Source organism: Kribbella sp. NBC_00482 (assembly GCF_036013725.1).
Lineage (GTDB): Bacteria > Actinomycetota > Actinomycetes > Propionibacteriales > Kribbellaceae > Kribbella.
The window spans coordinates 7,170,828-7,187,956 of the sequence record NZ_CP107881.1 but is presented as its reverse complement, the minus strand read 5'-3'; the positions used below and the strand labels follow the sequence as shown (position 1 = coordinate 7,187,956).

20 protein-coding genes are annotated in these 17,129 nt (G+C 68.4%); 11 read left to right on the top strand and 9 right to left on the bottom strand.

Annotated elements, in window-relative coordinates:
* Positions 1 to 12: 12 nt before the first annotated feature.
* The 4 genes from OHB24_RS34880 to OHB24_RS34865 all read left to right on the top strand — a co-directional run bounded on the left by OHB24_RS34880 (position 13) and on the right by OHB24_RS34865 (position 2,969).
* Positions 13 to 1,437 (top strand): ferredoxin reductase family protein, encoded by a 1,425-nt coding sequence (locus OHB24_RS34880; protein ID WP_327635157.1) that lies wholly within the window; start codon positions 13 to 15, stop codon positions 1,435 to 1,437.
* Positions 1,438 to 1,448: 11 nt separating this feature from the next.
* Entirely contained in the window at positions 1,449 to 1,958 is a 510-nt protein-coding gene (locus OHB24_RS34875) for an FMN-binding protein (protein ID WP_327635156.1), read from the top strand.
* Positions 1,955 to 2,407 carry an FMN-binding protein gene (locus OHB24_RS34870; protein WP_327635155.1) on the top strand — a complete coding sequence of 151 codons (453 nt, stop codon included), beginning with the start codon at positions 1,955 to 1,957 and terminating at the stop codon, positions 2,405 to 2,407. The genes OHB24_RS34875 and OHB24_RS34870 overlap by 4 nt, the downstream gene beginning before the upstream one ends.
* 70 nt (positions 2,408 to 2,477) lie before the next feature.
* Positions 2,478 to 2,969, top strand: a complete 492-nt coding sequence (locus OHB24_RS34865) for a DUF2231 domain-containing protein (protein ID WP_327635154.1) — start codon at positions 2,478 to 2,480, stop codon at positions 2,967 to 2,969.
* A gap of 353 nt (positions 2,970 to 3,322) precedes the next feature.
* On the opposite strand, the gene OHB24_RS34860 is transcribed toward OHB24_RS34865, so the two are convergent.
* Genes OHB24_RS34860 through OHB24_RS34850 form a run of 3 tightly spaced genes read right to left on the bottom strand, consistent with a single transcriptional unit; the run spans position 3,323 to position 5,890 of the window.
* On the bottom strand, positions 3,323 to 4,126 hold the full coding sequence (locus OHB24_RS34860; RefSeq protein WP_327635153.1) for an ABC transporter permease subunit: 804 nt from the start codon (positions 4,124 to 4,126) through the stop codon (positions 3,323 to 3,325).
* A gap of 5 nt (positions 4,127 to 4,131) precedes the next feature.
* Complete coding sequence (locus OHB24_RS34855) at positions 4,132 to 5,022, bottom strand: ABC transporter ATP-binding protein (RefSeq protein ID WP_327635152.1); 891 nt, start codon at positions 5,020 to 5,022, stop codon at positions 4,132 to 4,134.
* A gap of 1 nt (position 5,023) precedes the next feature.
* Positions 5,024 to 5,890, bottom strand: a complete 867-nt coding sequence (locus OHB24_RS34850; protein ID WP_327635151.1) for a universal stress protein — start codon at positions 5,888 to 5,890, stop codon at positions 5,024 to 5,026.
* A gap of 183 nt (positions 5,891 to 6,073) precedes the next feature.
* Here OHB24_RS34850 and OHB24_RS34845 point away from each other — a divergent pair, with 183 nt between their 5' ends.
* Positions 6,074 to 7,123 carry a zinc-dependent alcohol dehydrogenase family protein gene (locus OHB24_RS34845; RefSeq protein WP_327635150.1) on the top strand — a complete coding sequence of 350 codons (1,050 nt, stop codon included), beginning with the start codon at positions 6,074 to 6,076 and terminating at the stop codon, positions 7,121 to 7,123.
* A gap of 55 nt (positions 7,124 to 7,178) precedes the next feature.
* Here OHB24_RS34845 and OHB24_RS34840 read toward each other — a convergent pair whose 3' ends face one another.
* Positions 7,179 to 8,054 (bottom strand): universal stress protein, encoded by an 876-nt coding sequence (locus OHB24_RS34840; protein WP_327635149.1) that lies wholly within the window; start codon positions 8,052 to 8,054, stop codon positions 7,179 to 7,181.
* Positions 8,055 to 8,074: 20 nt separating this feature from the next.
* Positions 8,075 to 8,563, bottom strand: coding sequence for a hypothetical protein (locus OHB24_RS34835; RefSeq protein WP_327635148.1), 489 nt, complete (start codon positions 8,561 to 8,563; stop codon positions 8,075 to 8,077).
* Between OHB24_RS34835 and OHB24_RS34830 the strand changes: the two genes are divergently transcribed.
* The 5 genes from OHB24_RS34830 (at position 8,544) to OHB24_RS34810 (ending at position 11,477) form a co-directional block, all read left to right on the top strand.
* Complete coding sequence (locus tag OHB24_RS34830; protein WP_327635147.1) at positions 8,544 to 9,122, top strand: hypothetical protein; 579 nt, start codon at positions 8,544 to 8,546, stop codon at positions 9,120 to 9,122. The genes OHB24_RS34835 and OHB24_RS34830 overlap by 20 nt on opposite strands.
* Positions 9,123 to 9,194: 72 nt before the next feature.
* A complete protein-coding gene (locus OHB24_RS34825) occupies positions 9,195 to 9,749 on the top strand; it encodes a hypothetical protein (protein WP_327635146.1) in 555 nt (184 codons plus the stop codon).
* Positions 9,750 to 9,754: 5 nt separating this feature from the next.
* Positions 9,755 to 10,666, top strand: a complete 912-nt coding sequence (locus OHB24_RS34820) for a universal stress protein (RefSeq protein ID WP_327635145.1) — start codon at positions 9,755 to 9,757, stop codon at positions 10,664 to 10,666.
* Between the two features lie 15 nt (positions 10,667 to 10,681).
* Positions 10,682 to 11,221: a flavodoxin family protein gene (locus OHB24_RS34815; RefSeq protein ID WP_327635144.1), complete on the top strand. Its 540-nt coding sequence runs from the start codon at positions 10,682 to 10,684 to the stop codon at positions 11,219 to 11,221.
* 25 nt (positions 11,222 to 11,246) lie between these two features.
* Positions 11,247 to 11,477 carry an SHOCT domain-containing protein gene (locus tag OHB24_RS34810; RefSeq protein WP_327635143.1) on the top strand — a complete coding sequence of 77 codons (231 nt, stop codon included), beginning with the start codon at positions 11,247 to 11,249 and terminating at the stop codon, positions 11,475 to 11,477.
* 60 nt (positions 11,478 to 11,537) lie between these two features.
* On the opposite strand, the gene OHB24_RS34805 is transcribed toward OHB24_RS34810, so the two are convergent.
* Complete coding sequence (locus OHB24_RS34805) at positions 11,538 to 12,257, bottom strand: hypothetical protein (RefSeq protein ID WP_327635142.1); 720 nt, start codon at positions 12,255 to 12,257, stop codon at positions 11,538 to 11,540.
* A gap of 88 nt (positions 12,258 to 12,345) precedes the next feature.
* A complete protein-coding gene (locus OHB24_RS34800) occupies positions 12,346 to 12,984 on the bottom strand; it encodes a helix-turn-helix domain-containing protein (protein ID WP_327635141.1) in 639 nt (212 codons plus the stop codon).
* A 251-nt stretch (positions 12,985 to 13,235) separates the two neighbouring features.
* On the opposite strand from OHB24_RS34800, the gene OHB24_RS34795 reads away from it, so the two are divergent.
* Positions 13,236 to 13,886 carry a response regulator transcription factor gene (locus OHB24_RS34795; RefSeq protein ID WP_327635140.1) on the top strand — a complete coding sequence of 217 codons (651 nt, stop codon included), beginning with the start codon at positions 13,236 to 13,238 and terminating at the stop codon, positions 13,884 to 13,886.
* On the opposite strand, the gene OHB24_RS34790 is transcribed toward OHB24_RS34795, so the two are convergent.
* Together OHB24_RS34790 and OHB24_RS34785 are read right to left on the bottom strand one after the other, a co-directional pair.
* Positions 13,883 to 14,689 (bottom strand): universal stress protein, encoded by an 807-nt coding sequence (locus OHB24_RS34790; protein WP_327635139.1) that lies wholly within the window; start codon positions 14,687 to 14,689, stop codon positions 13,883 to 13,885. The two genes, OHB24_RS34795 and OHB24_RS34790, sit on opposite strands and share 4 nt — an antisense overlap.
* Positions 14,686 to 17,064 carry a phosphoketolase family protein gene (locus tag OHB24_RS34785; RefSeq protein ID WP_327635138.1) on the bottom strand — a complete coding sequence of 793 codons (2,379 nt, stop codon included), beginning with the start codon at positions 17,062 to 17,064 and terminating at the stop codon, positions 14,686 to 14,688. Before OHB24_RS34785 ends, OHB24_RS34790 begins: the two co-directional genes overlap by 4 nt.
* Positions 17,065 to 17,129: the final 65 nt, after the last annotated feature.

Here is a 17,129-nt window from a genome sequence, read left to right as displayed (position 1 = left end):
CATCGTCGGGGCATGACGCACGGCGGACCAGCACGAGAGGCGATTCGGCCGCGGACGATGCACGCCCGGCGGCGACCGCGCCCGACTCCGGCGTGGTGGCGCGATATCGCCGGGGTGTTGTGCTGGGCCAGCGTGCTGGTGGTTGTCGCGCTGTGGGTTTCGGGGCGTGGGTTCCAGACGCTTGTCACTGGGCGGGCCGACTTGCTCACCTCGCTCGGGCGGCTGTCCGGGCTGGTGGCCGCGGATCTGTTGCTGGTGCAGGTGTTCCTGATGGCGCGAGTGCCGATGATCGAGCGGAGCTACGGCCAGGACGAGCTCGCGCGCCGGCATCGGCTGGTCGGATTCTGGTCGTTCAACCTCCTCCTGCTGCACATCGTCTTGATCCTCGCCGGATACACGCTGCGCGATCACAACAACCTGCTGCGTGAGACATGGGCGGTCGTCACGACGTACGGCGGGATGCTGCTCGCGGTCGCGGCGAGTGTCGCACTGACGGTCGTGGTGCTGACGTCGATCAAGGCGACGCGGAAGGCACTGCGGTACGAGTCGTGGCACCTGCTCCACCTGTATGCGTACGTCGGGGTCGGGCTGTCGGTTCCCCACGAGATCTGGAGCGGTGCGGACTTCACGACCGCGCGCGTGGCGCGCCTCTACTGGTGGTCGGTGTACGGCGTCGCGCTCGGTGCGATCGTCGTGTACCGACTCGCGCTGCCGCTGTGGCGGACGCTTCGGCACGGGCTCACCGTGCGGGAAGTGATCCCCGAAACACCGGACGTCGTGACAGTGCTGCTCGGCGGCCGAGGGCTGCACCGGATGCCGGTCCGGGCAGGCCAGTACTTCGTGTTCCGGTTCCTCGACGGTCCGGGCTGGTCGCGGGGCAACCCGTACTCGTTGTCGGCGTCACCGGCGCCCGATCGGCTCCGGGTGACTGCGAAGTCCGCGGGCGACGGCAGCAGCCGGCTCGCCAGGTTGCGGCCAGGGACGCGGGTGGCGGTCGAGGGGCCGTACGGCCGGCTCACCGCGGAGCGGCGGGTCACCGGCCACGTCGCGATGTTTGCCTGCGGCATCGGAATTACCCCGCTGCGCGCACTGCTCGAGGAACTCGACTACCGGCCTGGCGACGCGACGCTCGTGTACCGCGCCCACAGCGTGGCGGACCTGGTCTTCCGCGCCGAGCTCGAGCAGTTGGCCGGTCGTCGCGGCATCACCCTCCACTACCTGCTCGGCCCGCGATTGCGTGCCCGGGTGTCGTGGTTGCCCGAGGGTGGTGCGTGGTTCTCGTCCGATGCGGACGCCGTACGGCGCATGGTTCCCGAGGTCTCGCAGTACGACGTCTATGTCTGCGGACCGGACCGCTGGATGGATGCCATGTGCGCGGCTGTTCTCGCGGCCGGGGTGCCGGCGGGCCAGCTGCATCAGGAACGGTTCTCGTGGTGAGGAGTGCGTAGGTGAAGCGTGGGATCAAGCTGCTGATGACGGCGGTGACCACAGCGGTCGTCGCGGTCGCGTTCCGGGCGAGCGTGCAACCGGCCACGACCGGCGGACAGGCTGCTGTGGTCAGTTCCGAGCCGTCGAGGCCCACGGCTGCATCGCCGCCGAAGTCCACCCGACCGACGGCCGCGCACCGCAGCACGGCACCGCGATCACGGCCGAGCGCTCCGGCGACCTCCTCGATTGTTGTGGCGGGCGGTGTCGTCGACACGCAGTACGGGCCGGTGCAGGTCGAGATCACGGTGCGCGGTGGGCGGATCACCAAGGCACATGCCCTGCAGCACCCGAGCGGAGGGGGCGAGACCGACCAGATCAACAGCTACGCGGTCCCACAGCTCAGCCAGGAGACCCTGGCGGCGCAGAGTTCGCACATCGACACGGTGTCCGGGGCAACGTTCACCTCCGACGGGTACCGCCGGTCGCTGCAGTCGGCGCTCGATGCCGCGCACCAGGCCGGTGCGCGATGACGTCGCATTCGGCGCGGTTGCGGCGCAACCTCGCCGTGGGCGGAAGTACCGGCGTACTGCTGGTGCTGTTGTTCGTCTACCCGACGAGCCGGAACGTTGTCTCGAACCCATCGGTGCCCTCGGCAACACCCGGAGTCGTCAGTACGTCGCCGGGCACCGGTGAGCTGACCGTGAACGGGACATCGGAGGGAACGCGGTACGGGCCGGTGCAGGTCCGGATCACGGTGCGCGGCCACCGACTCATCACGGTTACCGCTGTCGTCTACCCGTCGTCCGGCGGGCGGGACCGGGAGATCAGCTCGTTCGCGCTGCCGCAGCTGGAGCAGGAGGCGATCGCGGCTCAGAGCGCCCGGATCGACACGGTGTCGGGGGCAACGTTCACCTCCGACGGCTACCGCCGCTCCCTGCAGTCCGCACTGGACGCCGCACACTTCCGGGCGGCGGGCTGACGTCTTCCAAGAATTCCCCAAGAACCGGCTGCCAGCCTGAGCGCCACTGACCTGACCCGAAGGAACCCGCATGCAGACTGTCAACGGTCTCCCCGCCCACGTGCTGCTCGTGCACGCCATCGTCGTCCTGCTCCCGCTCGCAGCAGCCCTCCTGGCGCTCACCGCGTTGTGGCCGCAGGCGAGGCGCCGGCTGGCCGGTCCGAACGCGATCCTGTCGGTGCTGGTCGTCGTACTGGTGCCGATCACGACGAGCGCCGGCGAGTGGCTGGAGGGTCGTGTCTCACCGAACCCGCTGATCCACCGGCACGCCGAGCTCGGAGACACTGCCATCTACGCGGCCGTCGGGGTCGCCGCCCTGGCGGTGATCCTGTGGTGGCGGCAGCGTGAGAGCGCCGGGCGGACGCCCGCGAAGCGCACGTTCCTCGCTCCTGCCTCGAAGGCCCTCACCGCGACGTTGACCGTGGTCGCCATCCTGGTTTCGGGTGCCGCCGTGTACGACGTGGTCCGAATCGGAGACTCCGGAGCCAAGGCCAGCTGGAGCAACTGGGCCGCCCGCCGCTGAGCGTCGAGCGTCCTTGGCCGGCGCTTCGAAGGTGAGGTGCTCGGCGAGTTGCACGGTCCAGAGGCTGAGCAGGGTCGCGATCGCGATCGTGAGGAGCAGCGTGGGAGCGAGTACCGGTGCGAGCGCCGCGCAGACCGTCGCGGGCAGAGCTAGGACAGGGGTGAGCCAAGCGACGGTGGGTGGATCGCGTCCGTCGGTGAGGAGCAACGTGACCGTGCCGGTGCCGAGCAGGGTCGTGGCGGCCATCGCGCGCACCGGGATCAGGTTGCTGCTGGCAAGGAACGTGCCGTACAGCGCGATCAGGAGGGCGAGCGGGATCGCGGCGATGATGCAGCGGCGCACCGGCATTGTGCTCACCCGCCGTGGGCGGTTGAGATGTCGCGGCCGTCCAGGGTTGGGAGGGCCAGGGCGACCAGTAGTGCGGAGCCGGCGAGGAGCCAGAGGTAGCTCAGTTGGAGGCCGGCGCCGAGAGGTCCGTTGTGGAAGGCCTGGTAGATGGGGGAGTAAGGCTGCCAGGAGTCGAAGCGCGGCAGGATGAGGCCGGCGGCGTACACGACGTAGGCCGCGGTCGCTGCGGACGCCGAGAGGGCGATGGCGGTAGCGCGGCGGCCGGTGAGGGCGCCGACGGCCAGGGCCAGTACGCCGTACTCGAGGCCGAGCAATGTCATCGCGAGCACCCCGCTGGCGGCGTCGGCTGCGGAGATGCCGAGGCCGAAGGTCAAGCTGCCGACGATCGTGGCGGTGAAGAGAGCGAGCCCGAGGACCGCGATCGACGTCAGCAGCGCGAGCGCCTTGTCGATGATGACGCGGGCGCCGGAGACGGGGGTGACGAGCAACAGTTCGAGCGTTCCACGTTCCTCCTCGCCGGCGATCGTCCGTGCGCCGTGGCCGATGCCGTAGACGAGGAACAGGCTGGGCAGCAGCAAAGTGAAGAGCTCGGCATTGAGGAAGCCGACGCCGGTGGTCATCGCCTCCAGGTTGAAGAACTTGCGCAACTGCTCGGGGAACGACTTGTACAGCTCCGCCAGGTCGGGCATGTCCCGGACCGACGGCCAGAGTGCGGACTCCAGCAGCACCAGTACGGCGATCGCGATTGACCAGCCGATCAGCCCGCGGCGCGCGTCGTACAGCGACTTGAGGTAGACGTTGCGGAACACGACCCTCACTCCTGTCCGTCGTAGTAGTCGAGGAACGCGGCTTCGAGGTCCGCCTCGTGGCTGACGACGTTCGTCACGCCGTACGCCGCGACCGTCTTGATCAGCTCGGCCGTCGATCCGGTGACGACGACGTGGGCGACCCGGCCGTCGATCGACACCTGCTCCACACCCGCTACGGCCCGAACGAGGTCCGTCGGCGGGGTCGTGGCGAACGTCAGGTCGAGCCGGCGTCGGGCCCTGTCGCGCAGCGCCTGCACCGATTGGACGGTGACCAGCCGGCCCGCGCGCAGGATCGCGACGGTGTCGGCGACCGCCTCGACCTCCGACAAGACGTGCGACGAGAGGAAGACGGTCCGCCCCGCGTCCCGCGTCTCTCGTAACAGCTCACGGAACTCGCGTTGCATCAACGGGTCCAGCCCGGTCGTCGGCTCGTCGAGAATGAGCAGTTCGGGGTCGTGCATGAAGGCCTGCACGATGCCGACCTTCTGCCGGTTGCCGCGCGACAACGCACCGATCCGGACGTCGAGATCCAGGTCGAACCGCTTGGCCAGTAGGTCGATCCGGGTCCGCTCCACTCCGCCGTACAGATGGGCGAAGTAGTCCAGGTACTGCGCACCGGTGAGGTCCGGGTAGGCCACGAAGTCGCCAGGGAGATAGCCGATACGTCGCTGCAGTGCGTCGTACTGGTCGGAGGCGTCGAAGCCGAACACGATCGCGGATCCGGAGGTCGGGCGGATGAGCCCGGCGAGCAGCCGGATCGTCGTGGTCTTCCCGGCGCCGTTCGGTCCGAGATATCCGAGAACGACCCCCGGGGGTACGTCGAGATCGAGACTCTCGAGCGCGGTCCGGTGACCGAACCGTTTGGTGAGGTTGCGGGTTCTGATGACGTGGTCCATGTCAGGGCTCCGGGTGGTGTACGACGGCGACCGGGCAGTGCGAGTGGTGGAGCAGACCGCGGGCCACGGAGCCCATCCGCAGTTCGGAGAACGCCGTACGGCCGAGGCCGCCGACCACCACGAGGTCCGCGTCCTGGGACTCGCGGGCCAGGACGAGGACCGGGTGATCGGCGACGCCGCGGTGCTGGACAGTGACATCCGGGTACTTCGCGGTCCAGCCTTCGAGGGCCTGTGTGAGTAGCTCGTCGGAGGTCTCGATCCACGGCTGCCTGGCCGGGTCGAACCAGTTGTTGGGATCCGGGTAGGTCTGCCGGACCTCGATCGCGTGGACGCCGAGAATCTCCGCGCCGGTCGCGGCCGCCAGTTCGAAGGCGAAGCGGAGGGCGTCCTGACTGTCCACCGAGCCGTCGATGCCGACGACGATCCGCTGGTGCGGGGGTTCCGCGGGGTCCCAGGTGTCGGGGACGATGATCAGGGGGACCTCTGTGGCCAGCGCTGTGCAGGTCTGGGAGGTGGAGCCGAGTACGAGTTCGGCGAAGCCGCCCATCCCGCGCCGGCCGACGACCAGGGCAATGGACTGTTCGGCGAGCTCGAGGAGGACCTGTGCCGGATGGCCGTGGCGGACCTCGAGCGACGCGTCGCGGAATCCGAGACGACCGAGCTCGTCCAGGGCGTCGCCGAGGACCTCGGTGCCGTCGTCGGATCGCATGGATGGCGGGCCGCCGCCGGCTTCGCGTTCGTTGTCGAGGACGTACACGGCGTGCAGCGGTGCCTGGTGCAGTTCGGCGTACGCCGTTGCCCAGGCCAGTGCGATCAGGCCGTCGCGTGATCCGTCGATTCCGACCAGTACCGGCAGTTCTGCGGACATGACACCTCCCGGGCTCGTAGTCCTGCAGCTCCAGTCAAGTCGCGCGGCGGAGGCGTGGGCAGGACGGAAGGTCCTGAAGACGAGCACCGAAGGTCCCGGTCCACGGGTGCTGTTCGGCCGCTGTCATGGAGGTCCGCGGGGACGAGAGTCGAGGGTGGGAAGTCTCGTTCAGGGAGGTTCGTGATGAGGGCATTGGTCTACAACGGTCCGGGTCAGCGGAGCTGGCGCGAGGTGCCGGACCCGGTGATCCAGGATCCTGAGGATGCGATCGTGCGCGTCGACGCGGTGACGATCTGCGGCACCGATCTGCACATCCTGAAAGGTGATGTGCCGACGGTTCAGCCGGGACGGATTCTCGGGCATGAGGCGGTCGGCACGATTACGGCCGTCGGCACGGGTGTCCGGGGCGTCGCGGTCGGTGACCGGGTGCTGATTTCGTGCATCACGGCCTGTGGCCGGTGCGAGTACTGCAGGCAGGGTCATTACGGTCAGTGCCTCGGGGGAGGCGGCTGGATCCTCGGTCACTTGATCGACGGCACCCAGGCCGAGCAGGTGCGCGTGCCGTTCGCGGATCGGTCGGTGTACAAGTTGCCGGACAACGTCAGTAATGAGGAGGCGGTGCTGCTGGCCGACATCCTGCCGACGTCGTACGAGGTCGGCGTACTCAACGGCAAGGTCTCTCCGGGCGACACCGTGGTGATCGTCGGCGCGGGGCCGATCGGGCTGGCAGCGCTGGCGACCAGCAAGCTGTTCACCCCGTCGCGGGTCATCGTCGTCGACGCAGCGGACTCACGGCGTAAGGCGGCCCTCGAGCGTGGTGCGGATCTGGCGATCGGGCCGGACGAGGACGTCGAGGAGAAGGTCCGCGAGCTGACCGGCGGCCTTGGCGCCGACGTGGCGATCGAGGCGGTCGGCATACCGGAGACGTTCGAGCTGTGCACCCGCGTCGTCCGCCCGGGCGGCACGGTCGCGAACGTCGGTGTGCATGGCGCGCCGGCGACGCTGCACCTGGAAGACCTGTGGATCAAGAACGTCACCATCACCACCGGTCTGGTCGACACCTACTCCACACCGCGGTTGCTGTCGATGCTGGCGGCCGGCCGGTTGCAGCTGCCCGGTCTGATCACGCACCGCTTCGGCCTCGACGAGATGCAGGACGCGTACGACGTGTTCTCGTCGCCGGCCACGACCGGAGCGCTGAAGGTCGCACTGTTCGGCGAGCAAGGGTTCTGAGCACGAAAGAGCCGCGGTCCACGACGAGATGTCCTGGACCGCGGCTCTTTCGTGCTCAGTGGACGATGGCGATCGGGCAGTGGGTGTGGTGCAGCACGCTCTGGCCGACTGATCCGAGGAGCAGTCCGGTGAACCCGCCTCGGCCACGCGAGCCCACGACGACCAGGTCGGCAGACTCGGAGCGCCGTACCAACGCCTGCGCCGCGGAGCCCATGGCGAGCTCGGTCGACCACTCGACGTCCGGATGCTCCGCCGCCGCGCCGGCCACCGACTCGGCGACCAGCAGGCGGGCCTCCTCGCGGATCTTCTCCTCGTCGAACTGCAACATCGACGCGCCGTCGGCGTACGTGAGGAACGGGCTGGTCCACGTGTGGACGGCGACGACCTTGGCGTGCAGCGACTCGGCCTGGTCGAAGGCGAAGTCGATGGCCTTCGCTGAGACCTTGGAGCCATCGACACCGACGACCACGGTCGGCCCTTCGTGCGCCCGCGCCCGCAGGTCGTGCGGGATGACCACGACCGGGCAGTCCGCATGGGTGGTCACCTGGGTCGCGACCGAGCCGACGAGCAGGCCGCTCCAGCCGCCGAGCCCGCGCGATCCGAGCACCATCAGCCGGGCGTCCTGCGCCGCGTCGATCAAGGTCCTTGCAGCGGCGTCGCCGACCAGGCTGGTGTCGACCTGCAGGCCGGGGTACTGCGTGCGGATGTCGCCGGCCAGCGCGTCGAGGGCTGCCTGGCGGGCCTCACGGACCGCATCCAGCGGAACGATGTGGCCAGGCGACGGCCGGGTGATGATGACGACCTCGAAGGCCTCGACGATCCGGAGCGGGACCTTGGCGCGGTCAGCCGCTACGGCGGCCCACTGCAATGCGGAACGGCTGCCTGGCGAGCCGTCGTACCCGATCACGATCGGGGAGGGTTGTGTCGACATGATGTGACCTCCTGTGGGTTTCAGAACCATTGGTCGAAGGAACTGCGCCAGTCCAGCCGGGATGTGTGGCCGGCTGTCTGGGCCGGATAGCCGACCCGGAGAACCATCTGCGGCCAGGACCGGCCGCCGATCAGTTCGCGCATGCGAGCGCGGTCCAGCGGGCGCTCGAGCACTTGATTGAGGAACGAGACGGTCAGGTCGTACGACGTGGCCACCAGGAGCACACGCTGGAGCGCGACACCCGCACCGACCCAGGCGGCACTGTCCTCGTCCTTGGTGCCGAGTACGGCGATCGCGGGGTGGGCCTCGTAGTCGACTCGGTCGCGGTGGTCGTTGTCCAGGCCGAGCGACAGGTCGCGCACGAATGCTGCGCGCGCCGGGAGCGGCCCGAGCGTGTCTGCTGGGATTCCGTCTCGCGATCGGTCTCCGCCGACCCAGCGCAGCCGCTCGTGCAGGCGGTCCTCGTCGACAAGGTCCGCGGCGTCGGCCGTGCGTTGGCAGCGTGGCACCTTCGACGTGTGCCGCCTTGTCGAGATGGCGCTGCACTGCGGGCGGGATGGGAAGGTCGAGCAGTGGTCCACGGTAGGTGTGTCGCTCGGTCAGTTCGGCGTACAGCTTGCCGAGCTCCGGGACAGGCGTGTTGCGGTCGTCGAGGAACAGTCTGGCCACGACCTGGGGTCGGTTGGGGTCCGGGTTCACGGCGAGGCGCGACTTGTGGCCGAGGACGGCGGCGGCCACGCGGAGATTGAAGGCCACGGCGCCGATTGCGATCCGTGCGCCGCGCCCGGACGGGTCGGCGACGGGCAGGGAGCGCTCCTCGTCGGCCAGTACGTCGATGACGGGCCCCTGGACCTCGAACCGCCAGGGCTGCGTGTTGTACATCGACGGCGCATGAGCCGCGGCCGTGAGCAGGACATCTACCTCGTCATCGGTCAGTACGGCATTCATGATGCGGCCCTCTCTGTGGCGGACGTTCCTCGCGATTCCAGCGTCTTCGCGTTGCCGGGCGACGGACAGCGGCAGACGTCCCGGGTCGGGTGGGCCGTTCGGCTCCTGCGAGAGAGGTGAGAACGGCTCTGCCGGATGTCGCGGCGAAATCGGACGATCGAGGTGTCAGCAATTCGAGGGAAGGACCACATCATGACCACCACGCCGCACCGGCGCGATCTCCAGGCTCCTGCGATGGAGCCCGTAGAGCGCCCCATGATCTCTACTGCGGCCGGGCGTGCGCTCGCCGTACTGCGGGTTGTTCTCGGCCTGTCGTTCTTGTGGGCGTTCGTCGACAAGGTGTTCGGCTTCGGGTATGCGACTCCGTCGGGTAAGGGCTGGATCGATGGTGGTGATCCGACGGCCGGGTTCCTGGGCAAGGGGACCGACGGTCCGTTGGCGGACTTCTATCAGTCGCTGGTGGGTGACTGGTGGGTCACTCCGTTGTTCATGGTCGGTCTGGCCGGTATCGGTCTGGCGTTGACGCTGGGTATCGGGATGCGGATCGCGGCCGTGAGTGGCGCGTTGCTGTACGTGTTGATGTGGTCGGCGAATCTGCCGCCGGAGAACAACCCGGTGCTGGATGACCACATTGTCGGTGCTGTCACGGTCGTTGTGCTGGCGCTGGTTGCTGCTGGCAACGTGTGGGGCTTCGGCAAGTGGTGGAGCGGCCTGGACTTCGTCCGCAAGTACCCCTGGCTCCGGTGAGCTCGATGACTGACTGGAACCGCACGGGACCCGTCGTGGTCGAGGTGGACGGGACTGCGGAGAACCATCGGGTGGTGGACTATGCGTCCGCTGAGGCGCTGCGGGTGGGCGCGGAACTGGTGCTGGTAGCGCCGTACTCCGCGCACGGGTCGTACACGCCGATGATGCCGGGCTATGCGCCGAAGTCGCCGGCCGAGCTCGCCGACGCCGCTCTGCGGTCTGCGGTGGCTCATTTGCGCCACCGTGACGGGTACGCGACAGAGCTGGTCGCGGTCGCGGAGGAGGGGGCGCGATTGCGGGTACTGGCTCATGCGGCGCGGTCGGCGCGGATGTTGGTGGTTGGGCGTTCCCGGAGTCGTGGTCCGCAGCGGTTGGTGCATACGCAGGCGAATCTGCGGCTGGCGGCGCGGGCAGGTTGTCCGATGGTTGTGGTGCCGCTGTCGTGGAAGCCGTCGCTGCTCGACCGGAAGGTTGCCGTGGGCATCGACGGTACGGCGTTGTCGTCGGAGGCGCTGGAGTTCGCCTTTGGGATCGCGGCAGGGCGCGAGGGCGACCTGGTCGTCGTACACGCGGGCATGCCGGCCGAGCGACCGTTCGCGGACGACGACCCCGAGTGCTCGTGGATCAGCCGGGCCGACTACATCTTGTCGGAGACGCTGGCGCCGTGGACGAGTCGGTTCCCGGACGTCAAGGTCACGCGGTTCCTGAGCAGCCGGCCACCGTCCGCGGCGCTGGTGCATGAGAGTGCTGACGTCGGCCTGGTGGTTGTCGGGTCGCACAGCGGTCCGTTGGCGATCGATCCGGTCGCGCGGCGGTCGGTGGCGGCGATGACGTGCCCGGTCGCGATCGTGCCGCACCACCTGGCGGATGCCGAACATGCGGTGGACCGTGCGCGGGCCGCCGTGCCCAGTCATTGATGTAGGGGTGAGGTCATGTCTGAGAACGGTCGTGCGCTGATCGTGTACGAGTCGATGTTCGGCAACACCGAGCGGATCGCGCGGGCGGTCCGGGACGGGTTGCGGCAGTACTGTCCGGCGGACACGGTGCCCGTCAATCAGGCACCGGACGTGGTGCCTGACGACGTCCGGCTGCTGGTGGTCGGGGGACCGACTCACGCGTTCTCGATGAGTCGGATGTCGACGCGGCAGGAGGCCTGGAAACAAGGTGGGCTGGTGACGCCGGTCGAGGTCGGCATCCGCGACTGGCTGGCCGCGCTGAAGCCCACCAGGGTGGAGACGTTGCGCGTGACAACCTTCGACACCCGGATCGCCAAGGTACGGCGGTTACCGGGATCGGCGGCGCGGTCGGCGGCGAAACTGCTGCGCCGCATGGGCTTCCGGATGCTCAGTACGTCCGAGAGCTTCTTCGTGAACGACACGACCGGTCCCATCCGCGACGTCGAGATCGAGCGCGCCGAGCGCTGGGGCGCCGAGCTCGGCCGCCTTCTGACCGGATCCGCGAAAGTCGCGTGAGGGGAGTGGAACGATGATGCACTCGATGGCAGGAGCGGCCTTCTGGTCCGTGCTCGTACTGGTGCTCTGGGTCGTGGCGGTCGGCGGCGCGGCCTGGGCCGCGGTCCGGATGATCCGCCAACCCCGACGCCAACCCCCGCCCCAGCTCCCGTCCCCCTTGGACATCCTCGAACGCCGTTTCGCAGCCGGCGAAATCACCCACGAGGAATTCGACGAGGCCCGAGCCCGCCTCCGCGAGCACGAAGTCGACATCTGAGCTGGCATCGGCCTAACGCACGCAGCGACAGCGGGGGCGGCCGTCTACCGGCGACCTCCGTCAGGACAGCAACTCGGGGATGTCCTTCACGGCCTCGATGGCTTCTAGGGTGTCGCCGCCGATGAGGAATACCTTGAACGTCAACTTCGCGACTTGCCAAGCTTTGGTCAGTCCTGACGATTTCTGTCCGGATGCGTGGTAGATGAACCCAAGACGCTCCGCCGCGGCGCGGGCATCCTCGGGTCCGACTGTATCGATCATGTCGAGCGCCCGGAGAATGTCATGGAGCCTGGACACCACGGCCGCGCGGATTGGAGGCGCCAGCTCGGTGTCCTTGAGGGCCGCGTCCAGGGCTTCGACGATGCGATCGCGTAGACCTGCGCGGACCTGATCAGTGACTCTGGCGCGCACACTGCCGCTCGCCCGGAGGACACTGGACAGAGCCTTCAATGCAGTTAGATGCTCGGGCGCCACCTGGACGTTGGGGCCTTGTCCCATTTGAGTACCGGAATCCCTCGTGAGCACAAGTGTCCTGAGCAGCGCGGGCGCCGCGACGTCGTACATCTCCACATACGAATCTTCCTCAAGATCCTCCAACTGCCACCGGACCTGCCGGATAAGGTCGACGACGGACGCGGCCCGTCGTCGAGTTTCGTCCTCATCCGCAGCACCGAGAGTCTGCAGCCACAGCTGCAGTAAGCCGCCAGTGGGACTGTAGTTCTCGCGGTATCTGGTGAAGATCGCGTGCAGCCGACTGGCAGAGTTGTCTGTATCGGACATGGCCCAGAGGGTAGCCCCTGCCTGCCGGTGGGGCTCGCTCTGACTCAGCGTGAAGCACCCGAGCGTCGGAACCGTCCCTTGGATGCGCTCACCAGGAGCGGATGCGGCGGCCGGTGGTGCGGTGGGGGTCGATGGCCATGTAGGTGTCTCGGGTGCCGCCTGCCCAGGGGTCTACGCAGTTGTGGACGGACGCGATCTCTGTGTCGACGGCCGGGCGGACCGTGCCGTTGACCATGACACTCCAGCCGTCGTGCATACCTTCGTCGATGACGTCCAGTTCGAACACGATCGGTTCCAGGTCGTACTGCGCGACTGCGCTGTCAGCGGCGGTCCGGAACACGATCAGCTCGCCGAGTGTGCAGTAGTTGACCGGGATCACGACCAGCCCGTCGACGCCGTCGTACGCGATCCGTCCGACGCTGCCGGCCTCGATCAGCCGCCGGCATTCCTCCTTCCGCATCGGGTCCAGGACGGGAGCCACGGGGGTCCGCCGATCTGGTTTCGGCCGCTCGCCCGTGAGGTCCGAGACGGTGAGGTCGAGAGCGTGCGCCAGCCGGACGAGCTCGGCGCCGGTCAGCGCGAACGGGCGGGTCTCGATGTGGTCGATGCGGCCTGTGTCGAGCCCGGCACGAACGGCGACTTCCGGGAGGGTCAGACCCAGGGCCTGCCGGCGGCGCCGGATCCGGGTGCCGAGGTCGCTGTGGCGGCCGTTCGTCTGTGCGTCCATCGGAGTCTGCCTTTCCTGTCGGGCTGTCAGTTCCAGACAATCAGCCGGACGGCGGCGCGGGCAGGGTCTGAGGTCACGGACAACCGGGCCGGACGGCAGGTCGCGCAGGCAGGGTTGGCCGCGGGTAGGCCGCCGAAGGTCCTGGACAAGGCGGGACCCTCGTCCCTGGCGAGTAGCGTGGGTACCGCGGGATGCTGGGGCGGGCCCCAGGACCGGTGGGCCGGGGCGAGAAATGGTCGAAGGAGTTCGTGATGGCGATCAAGGTGTTCCTGCTCGATGACCACGAGGTGGTGCGGCTGGGGCTGCACCAGCTGCTCGACGCGGAGCCGGACATCGAGGTCGTCGGTGATGCCGCGACCGCGGCGGAGGCGATCGCCCGGATTCCCGCCGTACGTCCGGATGTCGCTGTCCTGGATGTACGGCTTCCTGATGGTGACGGGATCAGCGTGTGCCGTGAGGTCCGGTCGCAGATGGACGACCCGCCGGCGTGCCTGATGCTGACGTCGTACTCCGACGACGAGGCGTTGTTCACCGCGATCATGGCCGGTGCCGCCGGGTACCTTCTGAAGCAGATCCACGGTCAGGCGTTGATCGACGCCGTACGCCGCCTCGCGGCCGGAGAATCGCTGCTGGACCCGAGCATGACCGCCAAGGTGCTCGAGCGCCTGCGGCACCCGGTGGACACCGAAGACCCGCGGTACGCGTCGCTGACCGAGCAGGAACGCCGGATCCTCGCCGAGATCGCCGAGGGCAAGACGAACCGGCAGATCGCGCAAGCCCTGTTCCTGGCCGAGAAGACCGTCAAGAACTACGTATCGTCCCTGCTGCGCAAGCTGAACTTGGAGCGCCGCACGGAAGCGGCCGTGTTCGCTGTCGAGCACGAGCGGAAGCAGCGCGGCTAACTCTCGAGGGCTGCGTGAGGGATGACGGCGACCGGGCAGGGTGCTTGGGTGAGCATCGTTTGACTCACGGAGCCGAGTAGCAGGCCGGCAAAGCCGCCGCGGCCTCGTGAACCTACGACCAGCAGTTGGGCGTCGGCCGACCATTCGAGCAGCAGCTCCGACGGATGTCCGGTGACTTCGACGATCTCGGCCTCATGAGCGTGGGGACGGATGGCGGCGAGCAGGTCGTGGTCGTCGTCATCTGCGTCGTCCAGGACCGTGACGATCCGAGCCGGGAGCTCGTGACGGCGGGAGTAGGCCAGCCCGAACTCGACGGCGGCGTCGGCAGGCGGCGAGCCGTCGTACCCGATCACGACCCGGTTTCCGACGAGTGCGTCGTCCCCGGGCCGTACGACGACTACCGGGCAGTGGGCGTGGGCGGAGAGCTCGATACCGGCCGAGCTGACCATCAACCCGAGCAGGCGTCCCGTCAGGCGGCTGCCGAGCACGATCAGGTCGGCGGTTCTCGACTCCGCGAGAAGTACCGCGGGCGGGAATCCGTCCACCCGGCTGCCTGTCACCGGCAACCTGGGCTCGAACTTCCGTGCGAGGTCGACGGCCTCCGCGACGATCTGGTCGGCCTGGGCGCGAAGCCCTGGCGCCAGGTCGCTCGGTCCGAGCGGTACCCGGAACTCCGGCCACACGAACGCGTGCACCAGATCGAGCCCGACTCCGCGTGCGGCGGCCTCGACAGCGCCCCAGCGGATGGCGTTCTCGCAGTCGGGTCGACCGTCGATGCCTACGACAACTCTTCTTCCGGTCATGCCGGCCCCCTCTGCCAGTGCCAGTTGCGGATCTCGGGCAGGTCTTCGCCGTGCTCGAGGATGTACGCGTGGTGGCGCGCCCGCTGGTCGACCAGCCATTGGCGTACGTCGGCCGCACGCTGCCCGAGCCCGGGCACGCGGTCGATCACGTCGAGCGCGAGATGGAACCGGTCGAGGTCGTTGCGCACCACCATGTCGAACGGCGTCGTGGTGGTGCCCTCCTCCTTGTAGCCGCGGACGTGCAGGTTGTCGTGGTTCGTCCGCCGGTACGTGAGCCTGTGGATCAGCCAGGGGTAGCCGTGGTAAGCGAAGATGATGGGCTTGTCAGTCGTGAACAGCGCGTCGAAGTCGGCGTCGGGCATCCCGTGCGGGTGCTCGCCGGCCGGTTGCAGGCGCATCAGGTCGACCACGTTGACGACGCGGATCTTCAACGAGGGCAGGTGCTCGCGCAGCAGGCTGACCGCCGCGAGGGTCTCCAGCGTCGGTACGTCGCCCGCGCACGCCATCACCACGTCCGGTTCGCCCTGGTCGTTGCTCGCGAAGTCCCACACGCCGGCGCCTCGCGCGCAATGCAGCTGGGCGGCCTCGGGGTCGAGCCAGTCGGCCTGGGGCTGCTTCCCGGCGACGATGACGTTGATGTAGTCCTTGCTGCGCAGGCAGTGGTCGGCGGTTGCCAGCAGGGTGTTCGTGTCCGGCGGAAGGTAGACGCGGATCACTTCGGCCTTCTTGTTCACCACATGATCGATGAACCCGGGATCCTGGTGTGAGAACCCGTTGTGGTCCTGCCGCCAGACGTGCGAGGTGAGCAGGTAGTTGAGGGACGCGATCGGCCGGCGCCAGCGCAGGCCGCGGGTGACCTTGAGCCACTTCGCGTGCTGGTTGACCATCGAGTCGACGATGTGCACGAAGGCCTCGTAGCAGGAGAACCAGCCGTGCCGCCCGGTCAGCAGGTAGCCCTCCAGCCAGCCTTGACAGGTGTGTTCGCTGAGGATCTCCATCACCCGGCCGTCGACCGCGAGGTGCTCGTCGGTCGGGAGCACTTCGGCGTTCCAGGCCTTGCTGGTCACCTCGTACAACGCGTCCAGCCGGTTGGAGGCCGTCTCGTCGGGCCCGAAGACCCGGAAGTTGCGGTACGGGAGACTCGCGCGCATGACGTCGCGCAGGTAGTAGCCGAGGACGCGGGTCGGCTCGTGTTCGGACGCGCCAGGACTTTCGACGGGTACGGCGTACTCCGCGATCGCGGGCAGATCGAGGTCACGCCGGAGCAGCCCGCCGTTGCTGTGCGGGCTCGATCCCATCCGCCGGTCGGCAGCAGGCACCTGCCGCAGCAGCCGTTCGACGGGCCGGCCCTCATCGTCGAAGAGGTCCTCCGGCCGATAGCTGCGGAGCCAGTCCTCGAGCATCCGGAGGTGCTCGGGGGACGTACGGACGCTGGTCAGCGGTACCTGGTGTGACCGCCACGTTCCTTCTACAGGTACGCCGTGGACCTCGCGCGGACCCGTCCAGCCCTTGGGGGTGCGCAGGACGATGACCGGCCAGGGTCGGCGGGGCGCGTCGGGGTGGGCTCGTGCTTCGGTTTGGATTGCTGTGATGTCGTCGAGGGCCTGGTCGAGGGTGAGCGCGAGCGCCTGGTGGACGTGCTCAGGCTCTTCGCCGTCGACCAGATACGGTCGGTATCCGTACCCTTCGAGCAGCCGGGTCAGCTCGTCGTCACCGATCCTCGCGAGCAGCGCCGGATTGGCGATCTTGTACCCGTTGAGGTGCAGGATCGGCAGTACGGCGCCGTCCGTCTTCGGGTCCAGGAACTTGTTCGAGTGCCACGAGGCGGCCAGCGGGCCGGTCTCGGCCTCGCCGTCGCCGATCACACAGGCGACGACCAGGTCGGGGTTGTCGAGTACGGCGCCGTACGCGTGGCTGAGTGAGTAACCGAGCTCGCCGCCCTCGTGGATCGACCCCGGCAGCTCCGGTGCGACGTGGCTCGGGATGCCACCCGGGAAGGAGAACTGATGGAACAGCCTGGCCATGCCGGCCGCGTCCCGGGAGACATCGGGGTAGGTGTCGCTGTAGCTACCTTCGAGCCAGGTGTTGGCGGCGATTGCGGGGCCGCCGTGGCCGGGGCCGATGACGTACATCATGGTCAGGTCGCGGCGACGGATCACCCGGTTGAGGTGGGCGTAGAGGATGTTGAGGCCGGGCGTCGTACCCCAGTGACCGAGGAGGCGCGGCTTGATGTGCTCCGCCTGCAGCGGCTCGGTCAGGAGCGGGTTCGCGAGTAGGTAGATCTGGCCGACGGCCAGGTAGTTGGCGGCTCGCCAGTACGCGTCGAGATCAGCGACTTCCTCGTCGGACAGGGGCTTTCCGGTGAGTTCGTGCACGAGTTCTCCTCCGAGAGGTCGAGTACGGCCGTGACCGCGCCAGGTCGGTCCATCGTCCTCAGCTT

Coding starts and splice junctions, on each gene's coding strand:
- OHB24_RS34880 (WP_327635157.1), top strand. CDS start 13: ATGACGCACGGCGGACCAGCACGAGAGGCGATTCGGCCGCGGACGATG.
- OHB24_RS34870 (WP_327635155.1), top strand. CDS start 1,955: ATGACGTCGCATTCGGCGCGGTTGCGGCGCAACCTCGCCGTGGGCGGA.
- OHB24_RS34865 (WP_327635154.1), top strand. CDS start 2,478: ATGCAGACTGTCAACGGTCTCCCCGCCCACGTGCTGCTCGTGCACGCC.
- OHB24_RS34855 (WP_327635152.1), bottom strand. CDS start 5,022: ATGGACCACGTCATCAGAACCCGCAACCTCACCAAACGGTTCGGTCAC.
- OHB24_RS34850 (WP_327635151.1), bottom strand. CDS start 5,890: ATGTCCGCAGAACTGCCGGTACTGGTCGGAATCGACGGATCACGCGAC.
- OHB24_RS34845 (WP_327635150.1), top strand. CDS start 6,074: ATGAGGGCATTGGTCTACAACGGTCCGGGTCAGCGGAGCTGGCGCGAG.
- OHB24_RS34840 (WP_327635149.1), bottom strand. CDS start 8,054: ATGTCGACACAACCCTCCCCGATCGTGATCGGGTACGACGGCTCGCCA.
- OHB24_RS34825 (WP_327635146.1), top strand. CDS start 9,195: ATGACCACCACGCCGCACCGGCGCGATCTCCAGGCTCCTGCGATGGAG.
- OHB24_RS34820 (WP_327635145.1), top strand. CDS start 9,755: ATGACTGACTGGAACCGCACGGGACCCGTCGTGGTCGAGGTGGACGGG.
- OHB24_RS34815 (WP_327635144.1), top strand. CDS start 10,682: ATGTCTGAGAACGGTCGTGCGCTGATCGTGTACGAGTCGATGTTCGGC.
- OHB24_RS34810 (WP_327635143.1), top strand. CDS start 11,247: ATGGCAGGAGCGGCCTTCTGGTCCGTGCTCGTACTGGTGCTCTGGGTC.
- OHB24_RS34805 (WP_327635142.1), bottom strand. CDS start 12,257: ATGTCCGATACAGACAACTCTGCCAGTCGGCTGCACGCGATCTTCACC.
- OHB24_RS34800 (WP_327635141.1), bottom strand. CDS start 12,984: ATGGACGCACAGACGAACGGCCGCCACAGCGACCTCGGCACCCGGATC.
- OHB24_RS34795 (WP_327635140.1), top strand. CDS start 13,236: ATGGCGATCAAGGTGTTCCTGCTCGATGACCACGAGGTGGTGCGGCTG.
- OHB24_RS34790 (WP_327635139.1), bottom strand. CDS start 14,689: ATGACCGGAAGAAGAGTTGTCGTAGGCATCGACGGTCGACCCGACTGC.